The 25,099-nt window shown below is 56.3% G+C and carries 21 protein-coding genes and 1 riboswitch; of the genes, 11 read left to right on the plus strand and 10 right to left on the minus strand.

Going from position 1 to position 25,099, the window contains the following annotated elements; all coding sequences use genetic code 11:
- Nucleotides 1-9: 9 nt before the first annotated feature.
- From cobM to ACXAF0_RS02360, 6 genes are read right to left on the minus strand one after another with little or no spacing between them, the layout of a single operon-like run.
- The gene (cobM, locus tag ACXAF0_RS02335; protein WP_475343295.1) at nt 10-771 is read right to left on the minus strand and encodes a precorrin-4 C(11)-methyltransferase; all 762 of its coding nucleotides are present in this window, start codon (nt 769-771) and stop codon (nt 10-12) included.
- Complete coding sequence (gene cobJ / locus ACXAF0_RS02340) at nt 771-2,735, minus strand: precorrin-3B C(17)-methyltransferase (protein WP_475343298.1); 1,965 nt, start codon at nt 2,733-2,735, stop codon at nt 771-773. The genes cobM and cobJ overlap by 1 nt, the downstream gene beginning before the upstream one ends.
- On the minus strand, nt 2,732-3,469 hold the full coding sequence (gene cobI, locus ACXAF0_RS02345; RefSeq protein ID WP_475343300.1) for a precorrin-2 C(20)-methyltransferase: 738 nt from the start codon (nt 3,467-3,469) through the stop codon (nt 2,732-2,734). The genes cobJ and cobI overlap by 4 nt, the downstream gene beginning before the upstream one ends.
- Complete coding sequence (gene cbiE, locus ACXAF0_RS02350; RefSeq protein ID WP_475343303.1) at nt 3,466-4,719, minus strand: precorrin-6y C5,15-methyltransferase (decarboxylating) subunit CbiE; 1,254 nt, start codon at nt 4,717-4,719, stop codon at nt 3,466-3,468. Before cbiE ends, cobI begins: the two co-directional genes overlap by 4 nt.
- Nucleotides 4,716-5,399: a precorrin-8X methylmutase gene (locus ACXAF0_RS02355; RefSeq protein ID WP_475343305.1), complete on the minus strand. Its 684-nt coding sequence runs from the start codon at nt 5,397-5,399 to the stop codon at nt 4,716-4,718. Before ACXAF0_RS02355 ends, cbiE begins: the two co-directional genes overlap by 4 nt.
- Nucleotides 5,400-5,432: 33 nt before the next feature.
- Nucleotides 5,433-6,455 carry a sirohydrochlorin chelatase gene (locus ACXAF0_RS02360; RefSeq protein WP_475343307.1) on the minus strand — a complete coding sequence of 341 codons (1,023 nt, stop codon included), beginning with the start codon at nt 6,453-6,455 and terminating at the stop codon, nt 5,433-5,435.
- A 428-nt stretch (nt 6,456-6,883) separates the two neighbouring features.
- On the opposite strand from ACXAF0_RS02360, the gene cbiB reads away from it, so the two are divergent.
- Entirely contained in the window at nt 6,884-7,927 is a 1,044-nt protein-coding gene (gene cbiB, locus ACXAF0_RS02365) for an adenosylcobinamide-phosphate synthase CbiB (RefSeq protein ID WP_475343310.1), read from the plus strand.
- The gene (locus ACXAF0_RS02370) at nt 7,924-8,559 is read left to right on the plus strand and encodes a nucleotidyltransferase family protein (protein WP_475343313.1); all 636 of its coding nucleotides are present in this window, start codon (nt 7,924-7,926) and stop codon (nt 8,557-8,559) included. Before cbiB ends, ACXAF0_RS02370 begins: the two co-directional genes overlap by 4 nt.
- On the opposite strand, the gene rfaE1 is transcribed toward ACXAF0_RS02370, so the two are convergent.
- Together rfaE1 and ACXAF0_RS02380 are read right to left on the minus strand one after the other, a co-directional pair.
- Nucleotides 8,556-10,028 carry a D-glycero-beta-D-manno-heptose-7-phosphate kinase gene (gene rfaE1, locus ACXAF0_RS02375; RefSeq protein WP_475343314.1) on the minus strand — a complete coding sequence of 491 codons (1,473 nt, stop codon included), beginning with the start codon at nt 10,026-10,028 and terminating at the stop codon, nt 8,556-8,558. The two genes, ACXAF0_RS02370 and rfaE1, sit on opposite strands and share 4 nt — an antisense overlap.
- A gap of 54 nt (nt 10,029-10,082) precedes the next feature.
- Nucleotides 10,083-10,667 carry a D-sedoheptulose 7-phosphate isomerase gene (locus ACXAF0_RS02380; RefSeq protein WP_475343315.1) on the minus strand — a complete coding sequence of 195 codons (585 nt, stop codon included), beginning with the start codon at nt 10,665-10,667 and terminating at the stop codon, nt 10,083-10,085.
- Between the two features lie 359 nt (nt 10,668-11,026).
- Between ACXAF0_RS02380 and ACXAF0_RS02385 the strand changes: the two genes are divergently transcribed.
- Nucleotides 11,027-12,256, plus strand: coding sequence for an EAL domain-containing protein (locus ACXAF0_RS02385; RefSeq protein WP_475343317.1), 1,230 nt, complete (start codon nt 11,027-11,029; stop codon nt 12,254-12,256).
- A gap of 45 nt (nt 12,257-12,301) precedes the next feature.
- Here ACXAF0_RS02385 and cobT read toward each other — a convergent pair whose 3' ends face one another.
- Nucleotides 12,302-13,336: a nicotinate-nucleotide--dimethylbenzimidazole phosphoribosyltransferase gene (gene cobT, locus ACXAF0_RS02390; RefSeq protein ID WP_475343318.1), complete on the minus strand. Its 1,035-nt coding sequence runs from the start codon at nt 13,334-13,336 to the stop codon at nt 12,302-12,304.
- Between the two features lie 194 nt (nt 13,337-13,530).
- Between cobT and cobS the strand changes: the two genes are divergently transcribed.
- Complete coding sequence (gene cobS, locus ACXAF0_RS02395) at nt 13,531-14,355, plus strand: adenosylcobinamide-GDP ribazoletransferase (RefSeq protein ID WP_475343319.1); 825 nt, start codon at nt 13,531-13,533, stop codon at nt 14,353-14,355.
- Nucleotides 14,356-14,389: 34 nt separating this feature from the next.
- Nucleotides 14,390-14,992 carry a histidine phosphatase family protein gene (locus tag ACXAF0_RS02400; protein ID WP_475343321.1) on the plus strand — a complete coding sequence of 201 codons (603 nt, stop codon included), beginning with the start codon at nt 14,390-14,392 and terminating at the stop codon, nt 14,990-14,992.
- A gap of 9 nt (nt 14,993-15,001) precedes the next feature.
- On the opposite strand, the gene ACXAF0_RS02405 is transcribed toward ACXAF0_RS02400, so the two are convergent.
- Nucleotides 15,002-15,676 carry a hypothetical protein gene (locus tag ACXAF0_RS02405; RefSeq protein WP_475343322.1) on the minus strand — a complete coding sequence of 225 codons (675 nt, stop codon included), beginning with the start codon at nt 15,674-15,676 and terminating at the stop codon, nt 15,002-15,004.
- A gap of 255 nt (nt 15,677-15,931) precedes the next feature.
- A riboswitch (cobalamin riboswitch) is annotated at nt 15,932-16,122 on the plus strand.
- Between the two features lie 58 nt (nt 16,123-16,180).
- On the opposite strand from ACXAF0_RS02405, the gene cobU reads away from it, so the two are divergent.
- The 6 genes from cobU (at nt 16,181) to ACXAF0_RS02435 (ending at nt 24,944) form a co-directional block, all read left to right on the plus strand.
- Complete coding sequence (gene cobU, locus ACXAF0_RS02410; protein ID WP_475343323.1) at nt 16,181-16,720, plus strand: bifunctional adenosylcobinamide kinase/adenosylcobinamide-phosphate guanylyltransferase; 540 nt, start codon at nt 16,181-16,183, stop codon at nt 16,718-16,720.
- Nucleotides 16,721-16,764: 44 nt separating this feature from the next.
- On the plus strand, nt 16,765-17,805 hold the full coding sequence (gene cobW, locus ACXAF0_RS02415; RefSeq protein ID WP_475343324.1) for a cobalamin biosynthesis protein CobW: 1,041 nt from the start codon (nt 16,765-16,767) through the stop codon (nt 17,803-17,805).
- 99 nt (nt 17,806-17,904) lie between these two features.
- Nucleotides 17,905-21,669 (plus strand): cobaltochelatase subunit CobN, encoded by a 3,765-nt coding sequence (gene cobN, locus ACXAF0_RS02420; RefSeq protein WP_475343326.1) that lies wholly within the window; start codon nt 17,905-17,907, stop codon nt 21,667-21,669.
- A 186-nt stretch (nt 21,670-21,855) separates the two neighbouring features.
- The gene (locus ACXAF0_RS02425) at nt 21,856-22,557 is read left to right on the plus strand and encodes a hypothetical protein (RefSeq protein ID WP_475343328.1); all 702 of its coding nucleotides are present in this window, start codon (nt 21,856-21,858) and stop codon (nt 22,555-22,557) included.
- A gap of 197 nt (nt 22,558-22,754) precedes the next feature.
- Complete coding sequence (gene cobO, locus ACXAF0_RS02430; RefSeq protein WP_475343329.1) at nt 22,755-23,381, plus strand: cob(I)yrinic acid a,c-diamide adenosyltransferase; 627 nt, start codon at nt 22,755-22,757, stop codon at nt 23,379-23,381.
- Between the two features lie 39 nt (nt 23,382-23,420).
- Nucleotides 23,421-24,944 (plus strand): cobyric acid synthase, encoded by a 1,524-nt coding sequence (locus ACXAF0_RS02435; protein WP_475343332.1) that lies wholly within the window; start codon nt 23,421-23,423, stop codon nt 24,942-24,944.
- The last annotated feature ends 155 nt before the right edge of the window (nt 24,945-25,099 follow it).

Below are 25,099 nucleotides of genomic sequence, written 5' to 3' on the forward strand. Positions count from 1 at the left end.
CCGTGCCAATCATGCTTTTGCCGGGCGCAGAACATGGGTGTGATCGGCGGCATAAAGTCTAGAGTCGGTGAAATCCTTGCGACCGAAAACTTCGCCAACCATGATCAGCGCGGTACGCGTGATGCCGCTGCCTTTTACCTTGGCACGGATATCGCCAAGGGTGCCGAAAATATATTGCTGATCAGGCCAGGTGGCGCGATAGGCAATCACAACCGGGCAATCTTCGCCGTAATGCGGGGTCAGATCGCGCACCACATTGACCAGATTATTGATCGACAGATGCACCGCAAGCGTCGCGCGCGATTTGCCAAGTTCCTTAAGGCTTTCACCATCAGGCATGCTGGACGACCGCATGGCGGTTCTGGTCAGGATCACGGTTTGGGAAATATCAGGCAGGGTCAGCTCCGCCCCGATTTCCGCTGCTGTTGCGGCATAGGCCGAAACACCCGGCGTAATGTCATAGGGAATGCCGAGATCATCCAGACGGCGGATCTGTTCGGCAATCGCGCCGTAAATTGACGGGTCACCGGAATGGACACGGGCGACATCCTGGCCCTTGGCGTGGGCGGCCTCGATCTCGGCCATGATTTCATCAAGGTTCATCGGCGCGGTATCAACCACATGCGCGCCATCGGGGGCTGCTGTGACGATTTCCTCGGGCACCAGTGATCCGGCATACAGGCAGACCGGGCATTTTTCGATCAGGCGCAAGCCGCGCACGGTGATCAGGTCCGGGGCGCCGGGACCGGCGCCGATAAAATGAACAGTCATTAGTCTGCCCCGCTTTTCATGGAAGTCTCGTTTTTGGGGGTGTCGGAGGTGCTATGCGCTGAGGTGCTAAGTACCGGGGCCTGGGCCGCATCCGGGCCCTTTTTGGCGTAACCGCGCGGGGTATAAACCCATTCGTTTTCACCGCGCGTGATGTGGCGACTGTTGCTCGATCCGACCAGGACGGTGGTCAGCATGTCGACCATGTCGACTTCCAGTTTCGAAAGCGGAACGACCGTGATTTCCTCATCCGGGCGGCCAAGCTGACGGCCAAGAACAACCGGTGTATCATCCTGTCGATGTTCAAGCAGGATGTCGCGCGCCTTGGCCAGCAGATCGCGGCGGCGTTTCGATACCGGGTTATAGAAGGCAATCACGAAGTCGCCTTCGGCTGCGGCTTTCAGCCGGCGCAGGATATCTTCGCGCGGGGTCAAAAGGTCCGAAAGCGAAATCGCGCAGAAATCATGACCCAACGGCGCCCCGATCCGCGATGCGGCAGCCTGCAGGGCGGAAATGCCCGGTGATACCTGCACCGCAACCCGGTTCCAATCCGTGCGATTTTCACGATCAAGCAGTTCAAACACTAGGGTCGCAAGCGCATAAATCCCGGCATCGCCCGATCCGATCAGGGCTACGTCCTTGCCGGTCGCGGCCAGTTCCAAGGCGTGTCGCGCGCGGGCTTCTTCGGCACCCAGATCGGAATGGTGGCAATTCTTGCCATCAATCAGCGGTCCCAGAAGATCCAAATACATCTGATAACCGACGATATCGGTCGCGCGGCCGATCAATGCGGTGGCCTCGGGACTGCGCCAGCCGATCTGACCGGGGCCGATCCCGACAATCGAAAGTCTGCCCTGTGCGGTTCCGGCATTCTCCGGGATGATGTCATCCTGGGACAGGGCGACGGCACAGGTGGATTTCTTCGTCTTGTGTTTGGGGACGATCAGTTTGCCCTTGGCACCCACCGTGGCCAGTGCCGCACCTTCGGCAACGCCGTGGCAGCCGGTCTCGGCGAAGACGACGTCAGACGGGGTGACAAGGCGATCTGCCTCGGCCTCAAGGGTTTTGGCATCAAAGAACCGTGCCGGCACACCAAGACGGTTTGCCAGTTCATGCACGGCCGCTTCATCGGCCTTGAGATCGATCGAGGCGACACAGGCAATTGCCTTGGGGCTCAGACATTGTCCGGCCAGTGTTTCCATCACAAGATCATAAAGATCATCGACCGGGCAGCCGCGTTCACAACCGACACCCAATGCCAGAACCGGCGGGTTATAGGTGATGGCGGTTTCCGGTCCGGAGTCATCAGAGTCGGTTTGGTCGGTGGCGCGAGCAGTCGCCGTGATTACGACACTGCCGTCATCAGATTGGGCAATCGCACTGTTGGTCAACCATGCGGCTGATCCCGCCTCAATCTCAAACCGGGCAGATGCCCCTGCCAGCAGGGCGGCGGTCGCCGGTTTGACAGTTTCAGGAGTTCCGAGTTTCCAGCCTGCCGGCGGCTCGTCAAGGGCAAGACCCAGCATCGCATCACCCGGTGTGGTGATCGCGGCAAAGCCCCCCAGCCGGTCGGCCAGATCGCGCGCCAGCCGGTTGCCCCCGTGATGCCCACCCAGGAGCGGGATAAAGGTATCACCCGCTTCATCAACAGCGATCACAGCCGCATCCTGCCACTTGCCACTTAGAAGCGGCGCAAGGGCGCGGATCAGGATGCCCGATGCACAGACACCGATAATGACATGCCCGGTTGAAAAGGTTTGTTGCAGATGTGCAATGGTATCATCAAAGGCGAAATCGACATCACCGGTCGAAACACGCGTGCGCAGGCCATGCACAGTCGCCCCTTGCAGGCTGGATGCAATCTTGCGCGCGGTCGGAAGGGCGCGCTGGGTGAGACAGATCACCGCAATCGGGGCAATCGGATCGGTCGGCAGTATCGGATTATTATTGTTGTTTTGGGCGGTCATCGCCATGCGTCTCCGCGACGGTGGATCAGGATCATGGAAAAGTATGGTGCCTTGGCATCCTCTGGCAATTCGCCAAGCGGGACCATCTTCTGGGTTTCAAGCGTCGCGCGTTCGATATAGCGCGCCCGGTCTGTCAGGCCCAGTTCATTGATCACAGCACGCACTTTGGCAAAATGGCGGCCTAGTTTGATGATGGCGGCCGCATCGGTCTTAGCCAGCTGTTCGCGCAGCCGATCGGCATCCAGCGGGCCGGGGATGACTTGCAAGACGTCGTTCTTGGCGGCCAGTGGTGCGCCAAGCTGGGCGGCGCAAGCCATCATGGAACTGACCCCTGGCACGGTCTTGACCGGATATCCGGCCTCGGCCAGCCGGCCAAACAGATACATGAAGCTGCCATAAAAGAACGGGTCGCCTTCGCAGAGCACAGCGACGGTTTTGCCATCTGCCAGATGCTTGCCGATTTCCATCGCTGCTGCGTCATAGACCGGATCGGCGGGCTTGCCCATTTCAATGCGAATGGCGATTTCAATCCGGCCGTTTGGGATGTGCGGGTCAACGATCTGGCGGGCTAGGCTGACACCATCTTCAAGGGCGGGATAGGCAATAACATCGGCCTTTTGCAGAACGTTATAGGCCTTGAGCGTGATCAGATCCGGTTCGCCCGGCCCGATACCAAGCCCATAGGCCGTGCCAGCCACCGGAAGGGCCGTTGCTGGACTTTCCGCACTGCTCATGCTTTTACTCCGAGGTAATGGGTGACCGGGGCCAGATTGCTCCACCCCTTGAAACCGCCGCGCGGCACCAGTCGGGAAACCGACAGGCGCGTCAGGCTGCCACCGTTTTTATTGTAAAACCGTAATAATTTTTCTTCGCCCTCAAGCGTGACCGTATTGGCGACCAGTCGACCATGCCGTGGTAATAGATCCCAACAGGTATCAAGCAGGCCATCAATCGTAATCCCGCCACCGATGAAAATCGCATCGGGTTTTGGCAGACGATCGGCAAAGGAAAGGGCCTCTTCGATTGATTTCTGCTCGACCGCCAGGGTCGGCACGCCAAGACGAATGGCGTTCTTGCGGATCAGGTCGCAGCGTTCGGCATCGCGCTCAATCGCAACCGCCAGACCGCCCATACGTTTCCATTCAACCGAGATGGAGCCACATCCAGCGCCAAGATCCCAAAGCACGCCCCCGGCAAACGGGGCAAGCGAGGATAGCGTTTGCGCACGGATTTCGGATTTCGTGATCATGCCATCATGGATAAAGGCATCATCAGGAAGACCGGGGCCCTTGGGCAGTGGCTTGGCGTTGGGACCAGCTTCGAGATCAATCATGATCAGGTTGAGCGGATCAATCGGCTTGATATCGGGCATCGATGTCGCCCGTGACTGCCAGGTTTGTGCGGTCTGGGTGGTAATGCGTTCATCCGGGCCGCCAAGCCGTTCGCACACCGACATGCGACTTTGATCAAAGCCAGCCTCACACAGCATGACGGCCACCAGGGCCGGGGTCGATCCATCAGCGCTGAGCGCGATCAGCTTGCCATGCGGGCGCAGATGGCTACGCAGGCTTTCGGGATCACGGCCATGCAGGGTAATGACATCACAATCGGAAAGCGGCCAGCCAAGGCGCGACGCCGCCAGTGAAATACTGGAAGGTGCCGGGATGGCATAAACCGGTTCGGGTCCGAAATATTTAATCAGCGTATTGCCAACCCCGAAATACATCGGATCGCCACTGGCCAGCACCACCGGGTTTTGATCAAGGCAATCCTCGATCAGGGGCAGGTTGGCTTCAAACGGTGTGATCCATTTATTCTGGGTGGCGGTGTTGGTGCTGGGCAGCATGGCAATATGGCGCTTTCCGCCAAAGATGATGCTGGCTTTCTCCAGGATCTGGCGGGCAATCGGCGAAAGTCCGTCATAGCCATCCTCGCCAATGCCAATCACTGTGATGCGGCCCTTGATCGGGGATTGTTCGTTCATGACACCCCACCTTTCTTGCGATCAAGCGTGCCGTCGGGGGTGGTGTTATCGTCGCGCGCCATGCGGGCCAGTGCATTGACCGTGGCCGCAGTTACGGCACTGCCGCCAAAGCGCCCCCGCAGCGTGACAAACGGAATGCCGTTGGCGTGGGCAATCAGGGCTTCCTTGCTTTCTGCCGCACCGACAAACCCGACCGGCATGCCGATGATGACAGCTGGCTTGGCCATACGGCCATCATGGATGGCTTCAAGCAGATGGAAAAGCGCGGTTGGGGCATTGCCAATGGCAACTATTGCGCCTTCGATATGATCTTTCCACCTTTCGACAGCCGCGGCGGATCGTGTGGTTGCCAACTCCGCTGCCAGACCATGTGTGTCGCCGTCATTCAAGGTACAAAGCACCTGGTTTTCGGCGGGCAGAAGCCGGGTGATGATGCCGTGGCGGACCATTTCCGCATCACACAGGATGGGTTTTCCGGCCTGGAGTGATGCGGTTGCCGCAGCGGCGACATCGCGGCCAAAGGCAATCTGATCGGCCATCTCGACCATGCCACAGGCATGGATGATGCGAATGGCGATCGGGCGTTCATCCTCTGAAAAGCGCGCAAGCTTTGCCTCGGCCTCGATGGTGGCAAAGCTTTTGGCGTAGATTTCCTGCGGGTCACGCAGATAGTCAAACATTACCGCGCCTTTCAGGGGACAAGGATCGACCGGTCAGGAACCGGTCGGCTTTTTGGCATCGTCATGATCATGGCTATGGCTGTGCCCGTGATCATGGCTGTGGGCATGGCTATGACCGTGATGATGATGTCCGTGTCCATGATGATGGTGGTGACCATGATCGTGGCTGTGTCCATCCGTGCCGATGCCCATCACATGATGGTGATGGCCGACCTGCGGGGTGCCGACATCGCCTTCATAGCCAATGATCTGCTCGCGATATTTGCACAGCTGGCAGTTCATGTTGTTGTCGCCGGTATCAATCTCGGCCAGGCGCTCGGCAAAGCTTTCAAGCACCATCGGATGGTCCTTGAGGTAACCCGCCTTGATGAATTCGACATCAGCAAATTCTGCGGCGACCTCGTCAGTATGTGTGTAGATGCGGTCAATCAGAATGCCGGCAAACAGGAAATAGGGGAAAACGACAACGCGCTTGTAGCCAAGCTTCATCGCTTCGCGCAGGCCGGCATTGACGCGCGGATGGGCAACACCAGAATAACTGATTTCGGTCCGGCCAAAGCCCATGCCTTCCTGAAGCATGCGCGCGACCTTGTAGACATTGGAATTGGCGTCCGGATCGTTGGTGCCGCGCCCGACCACCATTAACAGGGTGTCTTCACGCGCAACACTGTCATCAGCGTCGACCAGTGCTTCTTCGATACGCTCTTTTGCTGCCATCAAAAGCTTGGGATCAATGGCAAGATCACGGCCCAACAGGACTTCGATATCCGGGTTTTCGTGGGCGAAATTGTTTACTTCGCTCGGCAGGTCGTTTTTGACGTGACCGGCGGCAAACAGCATGCCAGGCAGGGCATAAATCTTTTTGTGGCCCATGGCTTTAAGCTTTTCAAAGCCGTCACGCAGGATCGGGTGGGCAAATTCGAGAAAGCCGCTTTCGACATCGTATTCAGCCAGGTGGGTTTGTTTCATCGCTTCAACCATGGCGTTGAACTGTGAAACCGCGCGTTCGTCGCGCGAACCGTGACCGCAAATCATTACTGCGCCTTTGGGGGACATAAAAGGCTGCTCCTTTGTCTCTCTCTGATGGTGTTCCACGCACGACATTTTTTGCCATGCGGTACCCGATGCCACCCCCGTTTTCACCGATTGGCCTGCGGAATGCAAGCGGCAGCTACGCCAAGATGATGTGCAAGGGGCATGGGCGACGAAAATACTACTTATTGTGGGCCGCTATTGGCCCGATATCGAAGATGTTGTGGGGCGGTGTTCTGACCTTTGGTTGTTGGTTGGTTCGTACGGCAGGGCTGGTGGGGACCGAATGATGATGTTCTGCATACGCAGTTCTCGGCAGGCAGATTTGCAAGAAGAAGTTATGATAAAATAAAAATTCGTATGAAATTATTTCTAGCAAAGCCAAAACCCGATGGCAAATTTCGTGATCAGACGGGCACTTACCTGTATTCCCCGTCATTGTGATTGACGCTTTGGCGATCACCGCGCACATTGCCGCCATGGAACCGAACTTCACCGATTTTCTCATCCCGGAACCCGCATTTTTCGGGCCGCTTTTTACAATGCTGGTGCTGGCACTGGTGTTGGATGCGGTGTTTGGTGATTTCCCGTGGCTGTTTTCACGCATCGGGCATCCGGTGGTCTGGGTTGGCAACCTGATTGCGTGGTTTGAAAAACGCCTGAACCGCACAGATCGCAGCAATGCTGACCGGCTGCTGCGCGGCACGATGACAAGTATCGCCGTCATCGCGGTCGCAGCGGCAGCGGGTGGTCTGGTGCAGTTCGTGTCCTCAATGGGTGATGTTTTCCGGGCGCCCGAAGTTCTTCTGGTCGCGGTTCTGATCGCGCAAAAAGGGCTTTATCAGCATGTCAAAGCCGTCTCGGTCGCGCTCAAGAAGGATGGCATTGCGGGTGGGCGCAAGGCGGTCGCGATGATTGTCGGGCGCAATCCCGATACGCTGGACGAGGCCGGGGTTAGCAGGGCGGCGATTGAAAGCTGTGCGGAAAACTTCTCGGACGGGGTGGTCGCACCACTGTTCTGGTATGTGGTGGGTGGGCCGATTGGAATTTGCGTCTATAAGGCGATCAATACGCTTGATTCGATGATTGGCCATCGCAACGACCGCTATCTTTATTTTGGACGTTTTGCCGCGCGCCTTGATGATGCGGTGAACTTCATCCCCGCCCGGATTGCCGGCGGTATAATCTGCCTCGCCGCGTGGATTGGCGGGAAAACCAGTGGCAAAACTGCGTGGCAGACCATGCTGCGCGACGCCAAAAAACACAAATCCCCAAATGCCGGTTGGCAGGAAGCAGCCTTTTCCGGGGCGCTTGAAATCGCCCTTGCCGGTCCCCGCCAATATGGCAGTGAAGTGGTGGATGATCCTTATATCGGGAACGGGCGTCGCGACCTGACAGCCCTTGATATTGACCGTGCATTGCGGCTTTTCACCACGTCCTGTCTGATCAACGGGGCCTGGCCGATTGTCCTTAAAGTGATCTGGGTCGCGCTATGAGTAGCGGGCAATCCGCCAGAGACATTCCGCAGGGCCGCGAGTTCCTTGAAGGAATCCTGCGAAATCCGATCAATAGTTTGATCCTTGACCGGTTTGCAAAATGCGGGATCGCAGACTGGTGGCTGACCGCAGGATGTCTTGCCCAAACCATCTGGAACATCAAGGCCAACCGCGCCCCGGACTCTGATATTGCCGACTATGATCTTTTTTACTTCGATCCCGATACGTCATGGCAGGCCGAAGATCGTGTGATTGCACAAGGTGCTGAATTGTTTGCCGATCTCGCGGTTTCGGTCGAGATCCGCAATCAGGCGCGCGTCCCGATCTGGTATCCGGAAAAGTTCGGTGTGCCTTATGGTGCCGTGCGTGCTGCCAGCGACGGTATCGATCGCTTTGCCTATCAGACCAGTGCGATTGGCGTGCGCAAGGATTGGGACAAGGATGGGATCGATGCCTACCGAATCTATGCACCGTTCGGCCTGTCGCTTGTGATGGAAGGCCGGGTCATCCCGAACACGGTTTTGCCGGTCAAAACGGTTTACGAGGCCAAGGTGGCCCGCTGGCAGAAAATCTGGCCTGACCTCATCATCTCACCTTGGCCGGATGACGATGATTTGGGGGCGGACGCTTAATCCTTGCCCTTGTTCATCCGGGCGATGGTCGATGTGGTCGAAAAGCCGTCTTCAAGATTGGCCAGAACCACTGTGCCGCCATAGGCCTGAACGATTTCGGCACCGACAACCTTGTCGATGGTGTAATCCGCGCCTTTGACCAGAATGTCAGGCTTGATCGCCGAGATCAGTTCAATCGGCGTGTCCTCGTCAAAGATTACCACCCCACTGACGGTTTCAAGCGACCCCAGAACCGCGGCACGTGCGGCCTCGGACTGAACGGGGCGGGCTTCGCCCTTAAGACGTTTGACCGATGCATCGGAATTCAGCCCGACAATCAGACGATCACAATTTGCCCGCGCCTGTTTCAGCAGGCTGAGATGGCCCGGATGCAGCAGATCAAAGCAGCCATTGGTAAACCCGACTGTATATCCCTTGCGCCGCCAGCGCTCTGCGCGGTCCACCATGCGATCAAGCGGCATCAGTTTGGCTTCGCCAATCATCAGATCATGATGATGCAGGGTCGAAATCAGCTCGTCCGGGTAAACAACTGCAGTGCCGATCTTGCCAACCACGATCCCGGCCGCGACATTGGCGATGCGCGCGGCATCAGCAAGGCTTGACCCGGCTGCAACGGCAGATGCCAGGCAGGCAACGACCGTGTCACCAGCACCGGAAACGTCAAAGACTTCGCGGGCTTCGGTCGGCAGATGAAGCGCCTCGCCGCCCTTGGTGACAAGTGTCATGCCATCCTGACTGCGGGTAAGCAGGACATTTTCGATACCGCATTCGGTAATGATTTTGGTGGCAGCCGCAACCGCATCTTCATCGCTGTTAACCGCAATACCAGTCGCCGCTTCGGCCTCTGCACGGTTGGGAGTGACGACGGTTGCCCCACGATAGATGCTGTAATCATGACCCTTGGGGTCGACAATAACCGGTTTTCCAGCCGTGCGTGCCGCCTTAATCGCTGCGGCAACGACATCGGCATGCAAAACGCCCTTGCCATAATCTGAAAGAATAATTGCCGCGACATCCGGGGCCAGCTGACCCGCCAGGGTGGAGATATTGCTGATGGTGGCAGGTGTAATGTCGCTTGTTGTTTCGTTGTCAGACCGCAACAATTGCTGTCCGCCCGCAATATAGCGCGTCTTGATCGTGGTCGGACGGTTGCGCTCTGTCTGAATATAGGGCTCAACACCCTTGTCATTTGCGACATATTCCATGACTTCGCGGCCGGGCAAGTCATCCCCAACCAGCGACAGGAACTGCACCGACGCGCCAAGGGCGGTGGCATTGCGCGTGACATTCCCTGCCCCGCCCAGCATCGCACTTTCGCGCTCGACCCGGATGACGGGAATGGGGGCTTCGGGCGAGATGCGGTTAACCGATCCATAGACAAACTGGTCAAGCATGACATCGCCAATGCAAAGGACTTTGGCATCGGTCAGTTGTTCAACCTGGCGGGCCAGATGGCTAAGATCGGTCATGGTCGCAATTCTTTGTTCTGTCGGAGTCTTCAGGTGGTTTTGGTTGCTTGCAGGCTAGTTTTTGGTCAGGCCAAGCGTGTGTTCAAGTGCACCGACCAGCATCTGGCCAATCTGAATGTGCATTTCCTGAATGCGTGCAGTGGTGTTGCTGGGCACGATCATCAGCGGATCACACAGACCCACCATGTCGCCACCGGTCTTGCCGGTCCAGCCGGTCGCAATCAGACCCATTTCCTTGGCCTTGGCCAGACCAAGATTGACGTTCTTGCTGTTGCCTGATGTCGAAATGCCGATTGCAACATCGTCCGGATTGCCAAGCGCTTCGATCTGGCGCGAAAACAGATGATCAAACCCGAAATCATTGCCGATCGCGGTCAGGGCAGAGCTATCGGTGGTCAGTGCAATTGCCGGTAACGCACGCCGATCATTAATATAGCGAACTGTAAATTCAGTAGCGATATGCTGGGCGTCCGCAGCAGAACCGCCATTGCCGAAAAACAACAGTTTGTTGCCGTCATTCAGTGCATCGGTGCAAATCTCGACCAGTTCGATAAAGGCATTGCGCGTGGCTTCGCGGGTCTTGTTGACCAGGTCAAGATGCTCGTCAAACTCGGCTTCGAAAAAGGCTTTGATATCCATGGGTAATTCAGGTCCTGCTCGCTAAATCGTCTCAGCCGTGTTTTGCAATCAGATTGCGGAATTTTCCGAGTATTTGAAGAGGCCAAGCGTTTGTATGCGTGCCCAAAACGCGCTTGCGTCGCCACATATCGTCTTTAACCTTATCGCTCTGACATCAAAACGGGCTGAAACTAGCAGCTTGGTTGGCGGAAAGCTACGACTTATCGTTTCCTCGATATGTCTGAAATTGCCCGATATTCACGTTTGGTTTCAAAGGTTATGAATGCTAATACATAACCTGTTAATGGACGGGCGTTATCGTGGTTCGGGCAGATTAGCGGCTGTGATTCCGTCAAAACAATCTTCTGGTTATTGCATTCATGTCTGATAGCTCAATTCCATCGCCCGAAGCCTTTCTCGTTGACTATGTGCGACGCCTTGAGCGGCGCAAGGAAGGTGTTGGTGCGATCCATGTGCATTTTTCCAAATTGTTGCCCTTTAACCGGCGTGACCATCACATCCGGACAGCCATTGGCGCCTTTGAAGAAATCGTGCCGGAAGTCACCGGACGCATTTTCACCCTGTCGAACCAGGATCTGATTTTCATTTTTGATGCGGCCGAGATGGACGAGGTCAATGCCGTCATCTTCCGGCTGAAATTCCTGTTTAATGACGACCCGCTCATCAGTGACGGCAAGGATGAAAGCGGTGCACCCGCAACCTTCACCGACTATTACGATGTCGGTCAGCAATATAAGGAATTCCTGCATCTGACCCAGATGCTGGTGCGCGCCAACGCCAATCGGCCCAAAATCATCAGCAAGGCCGCCGAACGCCACAATGATCACCCGGAACTCAGCGATGATCGCGCGCCGCTCACCCCGAAAATTCTGGGGCGCATTGATGAATCCCTTCGCCGTGCAGATCTGTCCAATCTAATGCGCCGCCAGGCAATTTGTGCTGTGGTCGGTGATGCGCACCCAACGCCGGTGTTCCATGAATTGTTCATTTCGATCAAGGATTTGCAGGAAACTCTGTTGCCTGACGTCAACGTGCTGTCAAACCGCTGGCTGTTTCAGCATCTGACCGAAATTCTTGATCGTCGGATGTTGTCGCTTCTGACGCGATCGAATGACGCCTCGGTGACTGGCTCGGTCAGTATCAATCTGAATGTCTCCACCTTGCTGTCGCCGGATTTCCTGACCTTTGACAGTAACGTCAAGGCCGGTCAGCGCGGCACCATCGTGCTTGAGCTGCAAAAAATCGATATCTTTGCCGATCTTGGGGCGTTCTTCTTTGCCCGTGATTTCTGCCGTGATCGTGGTTATCGCATCTGTATTGATGGCATCAGCCATCTGTCCCTGCCCTATATCAACCGCAACAAGCTTGGCGTTGATATGATCAAGATGCTGTGGGATCCGGAAATGGAAAACATGGATGACGAACATCGTGAAACGATGCGCGCCGCTGTGGCAGAATCGGGGGATACCCGCGTCATTCTGTGCCGCTGTGATGACGAACGGGCCATCAAGTTTGGCCATTCGATCAACATCACCATGTTCCAGGGCCGCCATGTCGAGCATCTGATGAACGAACGGACAAAAAAATAGCGCCGTTACCGGCGCTATTGGTTTTTGGTCTACCGAAACCGGAAATCAGTCGTCTTCCTTGCCATCAATCCCGGCTTTCTCAAAGGTCGCCATGCCGGTGTGACATTCTGCCGATGCGCGCAAAAGCGGGATGGCAAGGGCTGCTCCCGATCCTTCGCCAAGACGCATGCCAAAATTGATCAGCGCTTCCTTGCCGAGCTTCTCGATCAGGCGTGCATGACCGGGTTCTGCCGATACATGCCCGACCAGACAGTGATCAAGGGCGTCACTGCGCATCGCGGCCAATACCGCCGCCGCCGCACAGGATACATAGCCATCAAGCAAGACCGGAACCCGTGAAAAACGTGCGGCAATGATGGCACCGGCCATGGCAGCAATTTCACGGCCCCCGACACAGCGCAAAACATCAAGCCCGTCATGCATCTGGTTTTTATGCAGAATGATGGCATCGCCCACCACGCGGGTTTTACGGCCCAGGGTCGTATCATCAATCCCTGTCCCGCGTCCGGTCCAGTCTGCGGCATCGCCGCCATAAAGCGCGTGCGAAATTGCCGCGGCTGCGGTGGTGTTGCCAATACCCATTTCCCCGGGCACAAACAAATCGAGCCCCTTTTCAATCGCGCTCATGCCAAAGGCCATCGCCTCTGCACAGCCTTCGTCATCCATTGCCGGCTCAGTGGCGAAATCGTTGGTCGGAATTTCAAGGGCGACTTCCATCACGCGCAGTTCCGCATCGACCGATTTGCAAATCTGGTTGATTGCCGCCCCGCCATTGATGAAGTTTTCCACCATCTGCTGGTTCACACTGGCGGGGAAGGCCGAGACGCCCTGGTCGACCACACCATGACTGCCGGCAAAGACCGTTACGCGCGGGCGTGACATGCGCGGGCGTGATGTGGCCTGCCAACCGGCCAGCCACTTGCTGAAATCCTCAAGCCGTCCAAGCGACCCGGCAGGCTTGGTCAATGTCGGTTCGCGCGCGGCAACAGCGGCCTGCGCCTCTTGGTCGACATCGGGAAGTTCTGCGAGAAGGGCGCGAATTTCCGCAAGATTTTGCGGCGGATGTTTCGGGTTGAACATGTGGGTCTCCGGCTGGCGGCATCGGTGCTTGATGTGTTCCGCTTGGCTTCCGCGATGGTAAGGATTAGGCTCGGAAACCAATTGTTTAAAGCGGTTCAGGAAGTCAGCCCAAACTAGGCCCGGGCGCAACAGATTGCCAGTTTGAAAATCGGAAATTTATGGTGTCCAAAGATCATAACCAAAACGAAACAAATATGCAAAGCGCAGATTCAAGGGCCGGCAGTGGCGCGGATGCGTATATTGGCAAAGGATCTGAGACCACGATCAAGACATCTCCGATCTCTGATTTCTGGCGGGCGCTGGCGTTGCTGAGCCGGGTAGCGGTTACCGGTATTCACGACTTTTGCCCCGAATTGATCGCAAGATCGGTATGGTCCTGGCCGCTGGTCGGGTTGTTGCTGGCCGGGTTTGCCATATTGCCGGCAATGCTGGTCTATCAATTGACGGACAACCTCCTGATTTTTGCAATCATCGCCTTGGCAGGCATGGTGCTTTTGACGGGCTCGATGCATGAAGATGGCATGGCCGACTGCGCGGACGGATTTGGCGGTGGGTTTGAGCGCGCGCGCAAACTCGAAATCATGCGCGACAGCCATATTGGGACTTATGGTGTGGTTGCCCTGATCCTGTGTTTTGGGCTGCGCATCGTTCTGTTATCTGCAGCCGGTGACAGTGGGCAGGCGGCGATCCTGTTTCTGGTCATGGCCATAACATCCCGCGCAGCCATACCGGTTGTGATGCATGTTTTGCCGCCGGCGCGTGACAATGGTTTGGGCAAAGGTGCGGGATCACCAAAATGGGTGATGGTTGGCCTTTCTGTGATTATCGCTGCCATCCTGTCATTCGTTTTGGCGGGCTTGATTGCGACCCTTGCGGTTCTGGCGGGCGCGGTCCTGGCTGTTGGTCTTGTCGCGGTGGTGGCGAAATGGCAGATCGGTGGTCAAACAGGGGATGTGTTGGGCGCCACCCAATTGGTAAGCGAGCTTTTTGTCGCAATTGCCTTCATCGCCGTCATCTGATGATTTGGTACAAGAAGAAGGGGTCATAAACCGAATGAGAACAACACGCTGGTGGTTGGTGCGCCATGCCCCGGTCAAAAACCCCGAACGACTGGTCTATGGTCAAAGCGATATGCCCGCCGATCTGACGGATCAACAGGCGCTCGCATCCCTTGCCGGGCAGTTGCCAAGGGATGCGGTCTGGGTCGCCAGCCACCTGTCGCGGACCCACGATACGGCCCGCAGCCTGCAGAGTTTCATGGATATCGACGTCGCCCCACAGGGCGAAAACGGTTTTGCCGAACAGCATTTCGGTGATTGGGAGCTGCAAAACTGGAACGACTTGCCCAAGGGCGAAACAACGCGTTTCTGGACGGACTTTGCCCGTCAGCATCCCCCGAAAGGTGAGAGCTTTGCCGATGTTGTCGGGCGCGTCGGGCCAGTATTCGGGCGATTAAACGATGCGTTCGCCGGGCGTGATATTGTCGCTGTGCTTCATGGTGGCACGGTGCGTGCCGTATTGGCCAACGCACTTGGCCTGTCGCTTGAAGCGGCACTGGCGTTTCATGTCGATACTTTGGGTTTGACCACGCTTGAATATATCGACGAGGTCGAAGAACCCGGTTGGCGTGTGACAGCCGTTAATCAGCGATTTTAAGCAAGCCTTTTACGCAGAAGCCAGTTCGACGTCTGATGCCATGTCATCAAGGGCATGTTCGGCCAGATAGCGGTCCACCATGTCCGGGCTCAGGTCATGTTTTTGGCAAATATCGAAAACATCCCGCAGATAGGCCTGATAATACGGTACCGGCCGGCTGCGTGATTTTGCACGGAGCTTGGCGACATTCGGGAAATCGCCAGCAAAGGATGCGCTTTCGATGACCTGAATGATGGTGTCGTCAATGATGGCGGCTGGCATGCCGCAATAGGTTTTGCCACAGGCTGACAGCATCTTGCTTGCGGTCGGAACAGAAATGCCTGGCTGTGAAAGCAGTTCGTTCAGTTCTTCCTGTCCGAAATCGGCAATCGACATCAGGGTCACAAGGGTCGACATATCGCGCACAAGCAGCGATAGCGCATTCACCCGAATGCCCCGTTCGTGCGACCAGATGATGGTCGCGATCACGCCCTTTGAAGCATCCTTGGCAAAGATTTCCCGGACATCACGCCGTGCCAGCGTGATTTCGCCTTCGTTGGCGTATTCCTCAAGAAAGTCCTGAAAGGACGGGTTTGGGCTGTTCAAACGACCAAGCAAACCCAACCACATGTCCTTGCGAGAGGACGTGGTCCAGGTTGGCGCATTCAACTGTCGGATTTTCGATAGGTGAGAGCGTATAGCCATGTGTTCTTGCAAACTTCCAGTTTACCCCAAGAGTTTCGGCGCAGATTTTTCTGCTGCCAGCCGGGTTTTGTGCTTTTCAATCCCGGGTTTTCGCCAGATTGCGGATTTTTCCGTCTCTGATTCCAGCGCAACGGTTTTGATGTTGGCTGAAATGGTATGACCTCTCAAGCAGACAATTCTTACAAATACTGACCTTCCGATTAGGGTGTGTGCGCAACGAAGGGTTAAGTCCCCAGAATGACCTTTGGCATTTTTGGCAAACCTGATAGGTTCGGCGCACCGTTCGGTGATGGGAAATCGGTGCAAGGCCGATGCTGCCCCCGCAACTGTATCGGGTTGGGAGATCCGGGTCGGCGCGATGGCGCCAGACCAGCCACCGGGCAACCGGGAAGGCGGATCGCTTTCATGCCCGCAGCCAGGAAACCTGCCGAAGGTGTCACTATTCTTTTGATGGTGGCGACGCAATCGGGCCTCGGTGGGAGGCCATGGCGAGGAATAAACGGGATGACCCAGACTTTACCCCCCACAGCACCCCTTGGCGGGACGCATCTGATCCTTGGCGGGGCGCGCTCCGGTAAAAGCCGGTTTGCCGAAAACATCATCAATCACGCGGGCGGCGGAACCTATATCGCAACCGGACGGGCCTGGGATGATGAAATGGCCAACCGCATCGATCTTCACAAACAATCGCGCGGCGATCTTTGGCACACCATCGAAGAACCGCTTGAACTGTGCGCAGCACTTCGGACCTGTAATGTTGCCGGTGGCAAGCCGGTTCTGGTCGATTGCCTGACCTTGTGGCTGACCAACTTGATGCTCGAAGATCGCGATATTGATGCCGAGATCTCAGCACTTTGTGAACTGGTGCCAACACTTGTCGTGCCGGTCCTTTTTGTGTCAAACGAGGTCGGCTTTGGCATCGTGCCGGAAAATGCAATGGCGCGCAGTTTTCGTGATCATGCCGGGCGCCTGCATCAACGCATCGGGGAGCTGGCAGACAAGGTCACCCTTGTGGTGGCCGGCATTCCGATGCAAGTCAAATAACAACATATAGCAACACAAAGAATTGATTTTTAAGGATTTCAGAAATGGCACAATTGGGCAAAATCCCGGCAACCGTCATTACCGGTTTTCTCGGTGCAGGCAAAACAACCATGATCCGCAATATGCTGGAAAATGCAGATGGTAAACGCATTGCGCTGATCATTAACGAATTTGGCGATCTTGGTGTTGATCGCGGCATCATCAATGGCTGTGGCATCGAAGGGTGCGCAGAAGATGACGTGGTTGAACTGGCCAATGGCTGCATCTGTTGCACGGTGGCAGATGATTTTCTGCCGACCATTCAAGGCCTGATTGATCGTGATACGCCACCAGATCATATTGTTATCGAAACATCTGGTCTTGCCCTGCCAAAACCCTTGGTAAAGGCGTTTAACTGGCCCGAAGTCCGGTCGCGCGTGACGGTTGATGGTGTGGTGGCTGTTCTGGACGGGGCCGCACTCCGCGATGGTTTGTTTGCCCATGATCACCACGCGGTTCAGGCCCAGCGCGAAGCTGATGACAATCTTGATCATGAAAGCCCGCTTGAAGAACTGTTCGAAGAACAGCTTCACTGTGCCGATATGGTGGTTTTGAACAAAACCGATCTTCTCACCGATGCCGAACGCAGCAAGGTCGAAGCCGATATCAGGGCGGAGCTTCAAAAGCCGTCAGTCAAGATCATCGCGACCGATCATTCGCGGGTTGAGAATGCCATCCTGTTGGGCCTTGGTGCCGCCGCTGAGGACGATCTTGATAGCCGGCCCAGCCATCATGACGATGGTCACGAACATGATCATGACGATTTTGACAGCTTTGTTGTCGCCCTTGATGCGATCAGCGATCCGGCAGCCCTTGAAAAGCGCCTGATTGATGTCGTGCGGCAGTTTGATGTCCTGCGGATCAAGGGGTTCCTTGATGTGCCGGGCAAACCGATGCGCCATGTGGTGCAGGGTGTTGGCGAACGGTTCCAGCGCTATTTCGATCGCCCGTGGGCAGACGGGGAAACTCGCCGGTCGGAACTGGTGGTGATTGGTTTGCATGGTCTCGACCGTGCCGCCATCGAGGCCGCAATAAAGGGGGCATAAGCCGGTTTGTTCACGTTTTGTTTCATGTGAAACATCATCTGAAAAGTGGTCTAAAAAAACGGCCTTAAAAAAACGGCCTCAAAAAAACGGAAAGAACCGATGCATCTTTTGGCAGCTCAGCCCGGAATGGTGACCGATGGCAGTGAGGCCGTGGACCTTGGACAGCAACCCGGTGATGTGGTGATCCTGTCGGCGGCTGAATCCGAACTGGCCTGTCTTGCCGGGGCGCAGGGGCGTCTGGTCGATGCATATCATGACGCGGTTCCGTCCTTGCGACTGGCAAGCTTGCTTCAGCTTGGTCACAACATGTCGGTCGATCTTTATATCGACGATGTGCTTTGCGATGCCAAATTCATCATCGTGCGCATTCTCGGCGGGTGTGGCTATTGGGATTATGGCATCGAACAACTGGTTGCTCTTGCGCGCGCCAAGGACATTCCCTTGGTCCTGTTGCCCGGTGATGATCAACCTGATGCGGAGCTGTTGTCGCTTTCGACCGCCAAGGGGCGTGAATACCAGAATATCTGGCGCTATCTGATCGAGGGTGGACCACAAAACTCCGAGAATTTACTGCGTCTTATATACGAAAACCTGAATTCAAATGTGAATTGGAACTGGTCACCCGCCGCCCCGCTGGTCAAGGCTGGCGGCTATTGGCCGGGAAAGGCACAGGCAAGCCTTGATGACATCAGGGCGAACTGGGTTGAAAATCAACCGGTTACACCAATTGTCTTTTATCGATCGCTGGTGCAGGCCGCCAATCTGGATGTCATTGACGCGCTGGTTGAGGAACTTTGTGCCAACGGTCTGAATCCATTGCCGATTTTTGTCGCCAGCCTCAAGGACCCGGTGGCCGCAGCATTGGTTGAAGACTGGCTGTGCGAAACCGATGCGGAACTGATTTTGAATACCACCGGTTTTGCGATATCCGTTCCGGGATCAGAACGAAAAGGCGGACCGTTTGATGCGGTAGATGCACCAGTGTTTCAGGTGGTGCTTTCCGGCGGCGGCGAAGAAGCCTGGCGCGAAGGTGTGAATGGACTGGCTGCGCGCGATATCGCAATGAATGTCGCCTTGCCCGAGGTCGATGGGCGTATCCTTTCACGCGCCATCTCGTTCAAGGGATCGGCGGGTAAGGATGACCTGACCCAGATTGATCTGGTGAAATACATCCCCGTGCGGGATCGCGTGGGTTTTACCGCCAAACTTGCCGCCAACTGGGTACGCCTTCGTAACTCTGATGCCGCGTCGCGCAAGGTTGCGATGGTGATGGCCAACTATCCCAACAAGGATGCCCGCCTTGGCAACGGGGTCGGGCTTGATACCCCGGCCGGCATGATTGAAACACTGCGTGCCATGCAGGGTGAAGGATACCGGGTCAATGATCTGCCCGCCGATGGCGATGCGCTGATTGCTGCGATCAAGGCCGGTCCGACCAACGATTTCAAATCGCTTGCGACCCGCGAAATTCGCGTGACCCTGGCGCAAAGCGACTATCAAAAGGCATTTGATGATCTGCCCCGAACCATCCGCGATCAGGTGAGGGAAGCCTGGGGAGATCCGAAAAACGATCCGTTCTATCTGGCAGACCGCGATGCCTTCGCGCTTTCCATCCTGCCGCTCGGCAATGTGGTGATCGGGTTGCAGCCGGCACGTGGCTATAATATTGATCCGCTTGAAAGCTATCACTCGCCCGATCTGGTGCCGCCGCACAACTATTTCGCGTTTTATATCTGGCTGCGCCATGTGTTTGGCGTTGATGCCATCATTCATTTTGGCAAGCATGGCAATATGGAATGGCTACCGGGCAAGTCGCTGGCATTGTCCGAGGATTGCTTCCCCGAGGCGGTATTCGGCCCGACGCCGCATTTCTATCCGTTTATTGTCAATGATCCGGGCGAAGGCACACAGGCCAAGCGGCGCGCACAGGCCGTGATCCTTGACCATTTGACCCCGCCTTTGACGCGCGCTGAAAGTTATGGGCCGCTTAAAGATCTTGAGGCGCTGGTGGATGAATATTATGACGCCGCCGCAGTCGATCCAAGGCGCCTAGCGATCCTGAAACGCGACATCCTTGAATTGGCGATCCGCATCGGGCTTGACCGTGATTGCGGGATCGAGGCCGGCGAGGACGAAGAAAGCGCGCTGGCAAAGCTTGATAACTATCTGTGTGAGCTTAAGGAACTTCAGATTCGCGATGGGCTGCATATCTTTGGCAAGGCACCGGAAGGGGATCTGTTAACCGATCTTCTGGTGGCCCTTGCGCGGTTGCCGCGCGGAGCGGATAGCGGGCCCAAGGCTTCCCTGCACCGTGCAATCGCCAAGGATATTCTTGGCGATCGGGCATTCGATCCGCTTGACTGTGCCTTTGCCGAGTTTTGGCCCGGCGCCAAGCCCGATATTCTGGCCGCCTATGACAGCGCGGACATCGGACCATGGCGCACTACGGGCGATACTGTGGAACGGATCGAGCTTCTGGCGCGTGATCTGGTCAAGGGCACTGTAAAGGCCGATCCGGCATGGTCGGCGGTCGTTGATGTTATTTCCGATATCGAAACGAATATTCGGCCCGCTGTCACCGGCTGTGGCCCGGCCGAGATCAAAGGTCTGTTACGTGGTCTTGCCGGGAAGTTCGTGGAACCCGGCCCGTCTGGTGCGCCGACCCGCGGGCGCCCCGATGTGTTGCCAACCGGGCGCAATTTCTATTCGGTTGATACCCGCACGGTGCCGACCCCGGCGGCCTGGCAGTTGGGCTGGAAATCAGCGGAATTGTTGTTGGAACGCCACGTTCAGGATCATGGCGAATGGCCAGCTGCCCTTGGTTTGTCGGTCTGGGGGACGAGCAACATGCGTACCGGTGGCGATGATATCGCACAGGCGCTGGCGCTGATGGGGGTACGCCCGACATGGGATAGCGCATCGCGCCGCGTGACCGGGTTTGAAATCATGCCGGCATCGGTGCTGGGGCGTCCGCGTGTTGATGTGACCTTGCGCATTTCCGGTTTCTTCCGCGATGCTTTTCCGGGGTTGATTAATCTGTTTGACAGTGCGGTGCGCGCGGTGGCCGACCAATCCGACGAACCCGATGACATCAATCCGATTGCCGTGCGGGTAAGGGCCGAGGCGGAAAAACTCCGCAACCAAGGTATCGCGGATGATCAAGCCGCCCGACAGGCCGGTTTTCGCGTTTTCGGCTCCAAGCCGGGGGCGTATGGTGCCGGTCTACAGGCGATGATTGACGAAAAGCTTTGGGAAGACGAATACGATCTTGCCGATGCCTATCTTGCCTGGGGCAGCTATGCCTATGGCAACGGGGCCGAGGGCACGGCGGCCCGCGATCTGTTTGAAACCCGTCTGTCGAAGGTTGATGCGATTGTCCATAATCAGGACAACCGCGAACATGATCTGCTGGACTCCGATGATTATTATCAGTTCGAAGGTGGAATGACATCGGCGGTGCGGAGTCTGTCGGGCAAACAGCCCACAGTTTATCACAGCGACCATTCCCGCCCCGAAAGCCCGAAAATCCGCACCCTTGAAGAAGAAATCGCCCGTGTTGTCCGCGCCCGTGTGGTGAACCCCAAATGGATCAAGGGCGTGATGCGCCATGGATACAAAGGCGCGTTCGAGATGGCGGCAACAGTCGATTATCTGTTTGCCTTTGCCGCCACGGCGCGTTGTGTCGCCGATCATCACTTTGATCTGGTCTATGATGCCTATCTGGGAGATGCCGAGGTGCGCGATTTTATTGCCGATCATAACCCTGATGCATTGCAAGATATTAAGGACCGCTTGCATGAAGCGATTGAACGCGGTTTGTGGCAACCGCGCCGCAACAGTGTTGCTGTCGATTTGGAAGGGTAAGGGATCAACTCTTCCTTGTTATTGGAATCACAGTAATTTTACCGTGGGAACAATGTGGGGAGTTGAAACGTTACGTTTTCGCACCATATCTCAATTAACCAACTGTTAATCAGTTGCGTGGGACGGGGCACACCTTTCGGATCGCCTGCATGGGAAGCAGGGTGATCGAACAGATCGGAGGCCGCGATGGATATCAAGACCAACGTTCGTTTGTCGGATTATTTGCAAACCCCGATGCCTGCTCATGATCGGCATGCAGATATCATCAACTTCATGCTTTCTGATTTTGACATGCCCGAATGGTTGCGCGCAGACTTGCACGGCAATGGGCGCTATCGCCCGGCGCGCGGGGCCATTCGCGCGGTCCTTGACGTCCGCGAACGGTTTAACGGCGTGCATCGTCCGGTAACATTCGATGAATTTCATGCTGGCATGACAGAACTTGCGCATCATCTTCCCGGTCCGGATCAGACGAAGTTTGAAATCAATGCCAAGGTAAAGATCTATTGGCGATACCTCCAGGGCGTCGAACGTCAGGTCTGGCGCACCGCCATAGCGGTGGCGCATCTGCGGCTTGATCATTTCCCGGTTGTGCGGGATTTCAAAACCCTGATCGAACAGGTCGCGATCAGCCGCGATTGGCTGGAAAGACGCCTTGCGGTGATCGAAAAAAGCTTCCAGAGCCCGGCCGCCCCCCGCAATGACGCAGTTCGCAAGGCGCTGCACCGTTTGCGCCGCATGTCGCCCGGTGACCGACTGCAACTGTTTAACAAGGCCCGGATGCGCCGCCCGGAATTGCGCCATATCGACATGCGTGAGCCCGACAAATGGGCCGATCTGGTGACCGGTGATCTCGGCCTTTCAACAAGGGATGGTGCAAGTTGGTAATCTTCTGATTGCCGCCAGTTGCGACGCCGGAACACAGCAATTTGCATATCATTCACAGCGCGGCCGGACGGGCCGCGTTTTTTCGTAACCACCCACCGTAACCTTGATCCGAAACCTGATCCGATCTGGCAAAACGGCCCTTGATCCCGGGACTGCTTTCGCCGCATTCTGGGGCGGCATTTCAAAGGGAAGAAACAATGTCCGACAAAAGCCAGCCAGACGTCGATATCAATGCGCGCCATGATGAAAAAATGAAGAAAATCAAGGCCGCGCGCGACAAGATGATGGCCCAGAAGATCGATAAAAAGGGTTTGATCATTGTTCATACCGGCAAGGGCAAGGGCAAGTCATCCTCGGCCTTCGGGATGGCGATGCGCTGTGTCGGACATGACATGAAAGTTGGTGTGGTCCAGTTCATCAAGGGGGGCTGGGAAACCGGCGAGGCAAAACTATTGAAAAAATTCCCCGATCTCAGTGAATTTCATGCCATGGGGGCGGGATTTACCTGGGAAACCCAGAACCGTGCGCAGGATGTGGCACTGGCCCGCGAAGCCTGGAACAAGGCGTTGGAAATGCTGCGCGATCCAAGCTATGCGATGGTGATTCTGGACGAAATCAATATCGTTCTGCGCTATGATTTCCTGCCGCTTGATGACGTGCTTGAAGCACTCGCCAACAAACTGCCTGATCAGCATATCGTTCTTACCGGGCGCAATGCCCCTGATACCCTGGTCGAGGCGGCTGATCTGGTGACAGAAATGACCATGATCAAACATCCGTTCCGCGAACAGGGGATCAAGGCACAGATCGGGGTCGAATTCTGATCGCGTGTCGATCCTTTGCAAGAAAGTTTTGAACCCGGAATGAATGCGCAATCTGTTCCCGCCCTAATGTTGCAAGGTACCGGTTCCGACGTCGGGAAATCCTTGCTGGTGGCCGGATTGTGCCGGGCCTATGCGCGGCGGGGTTTGCGCGTGCGTCCGTTCAAACCGCAAAATATGTCCAACAATGCTGCTGTTACCGATGATGGCGGCGAGATCGGCCGCGCACAGGCGTTACAGGCGCGTGCCGCCGGTGTGGCGACCACGGTTCATATGAACCCGGTTTTGCTCAAACCGCAAAGCGATATCGGTGCGCAGGTGGTCGTGCAGGGTAAGGTCATGACCAGCGCCAAGGCACGCGATTACTACCGGCTCAAACGCGATCTTCTGCCCAAGGTGGTCGAAAGCTTCGAGATCATGGCATCTGATGCCGACCTTGTCCTGATCGAAGGCGCCGGATCACCGGCCGAGGTCAATTTACGCGCATCCGATATTGCCAATATGGGCTTTGCCGAGGCCGTTCAGGTTCCGGTCCTTCTGGTGGGCGACATTGACCGTGGCGGGGTGATTGCCTCGATCGTTGGCACGTATGCGTTGTTGTCCGAGGATGACCGCCGCTGGCTTAAGGGTTATGTGATTAACAAGTTTCGCGGCGATGTGTCGCTGTTTGAACCGGCGACCGGCATCATTCATGACACCTGCGGTCTTGAAAGTTACGGTATCGCAACGTACTGGCAAAATGCTCACAAGCTGCCCGCCGAAGATGGCGTCGCGCTCGAAAAGGCCGGGAAATATCACCGCGAAGCCGGGGATGAGATGGGCGGCGTTCTGCGCATTGCAGTACCCCATCTGCCGCGCATTGCCAATTTTGATGATCTTGATCCGCTGGCGGCCGAGGATGATGTCGAACTGCTGGTGATCAAGCCCGGTCAGGTGATCCCGGGCGATTGCGACCTTGTGCTGCTGCCGGGCTCAAAATCCACCATGGCCGACCTTCGGTTCCTGAAGGAACAGGGCTGGGACATCGATATTCTCGCCCATCACCGGCGCGGGGGCCATGTGATCGGTATTTGTGGCGGCTATCAGATGCTAGGCCGCATGGTCCACGACCCGGATGGGGTCGAAGGCGCGCCTGGCAGTGAGGCCGGGCTTGGCCTGCTTGATCTTGAAACCGTCATGGCCGGCGACAAGACGCTTCGCAAAACAACCGGCATAACCATTGGCGATCATGCCGGGCCTGCCGCCGGAACGCCTGTTGAGGGCTATGAAATCCATATGGGTCAAACGGATGGGCCGGATCGGGCACGCAGTTGGCTTGATCTGAATGGCGTTTCTGATGGTGCAATCAGTGACGATGGCCGGGTTCTGGGCTGTTATCTGCATGGCCTGTTTGCCAGTGATGATTTCCGCCACGCCTTTTTGGGGCGGTTGCGGGCCGGGGATGCCCATCAGACGACGCATTTCGAGGCCGGAATTGATGCCGCCCTTGATGAACTGGCTGATCATCTTGAAGCCTGCCTTGATCTGGATGGCATGCTGGAGCTGGCCAAAAGCCGCACCCCATAGTGGGTGTTCGGGTTTTCCGGGTTATCGGCGTTAAATTCGCATCTCGGAGCCGTTCTAGGCCTTTACTTCAACCGCGTTGCATGGTTTGAGATATCTTGCAGTTCCGGGTTGGAAACGACCCCGTGTCTTTGCGGTTATTGGAATGTTTTCGCCCG

Source organism: Thalassospira sp. ABD4_177 (assembly GCF_056160125.1).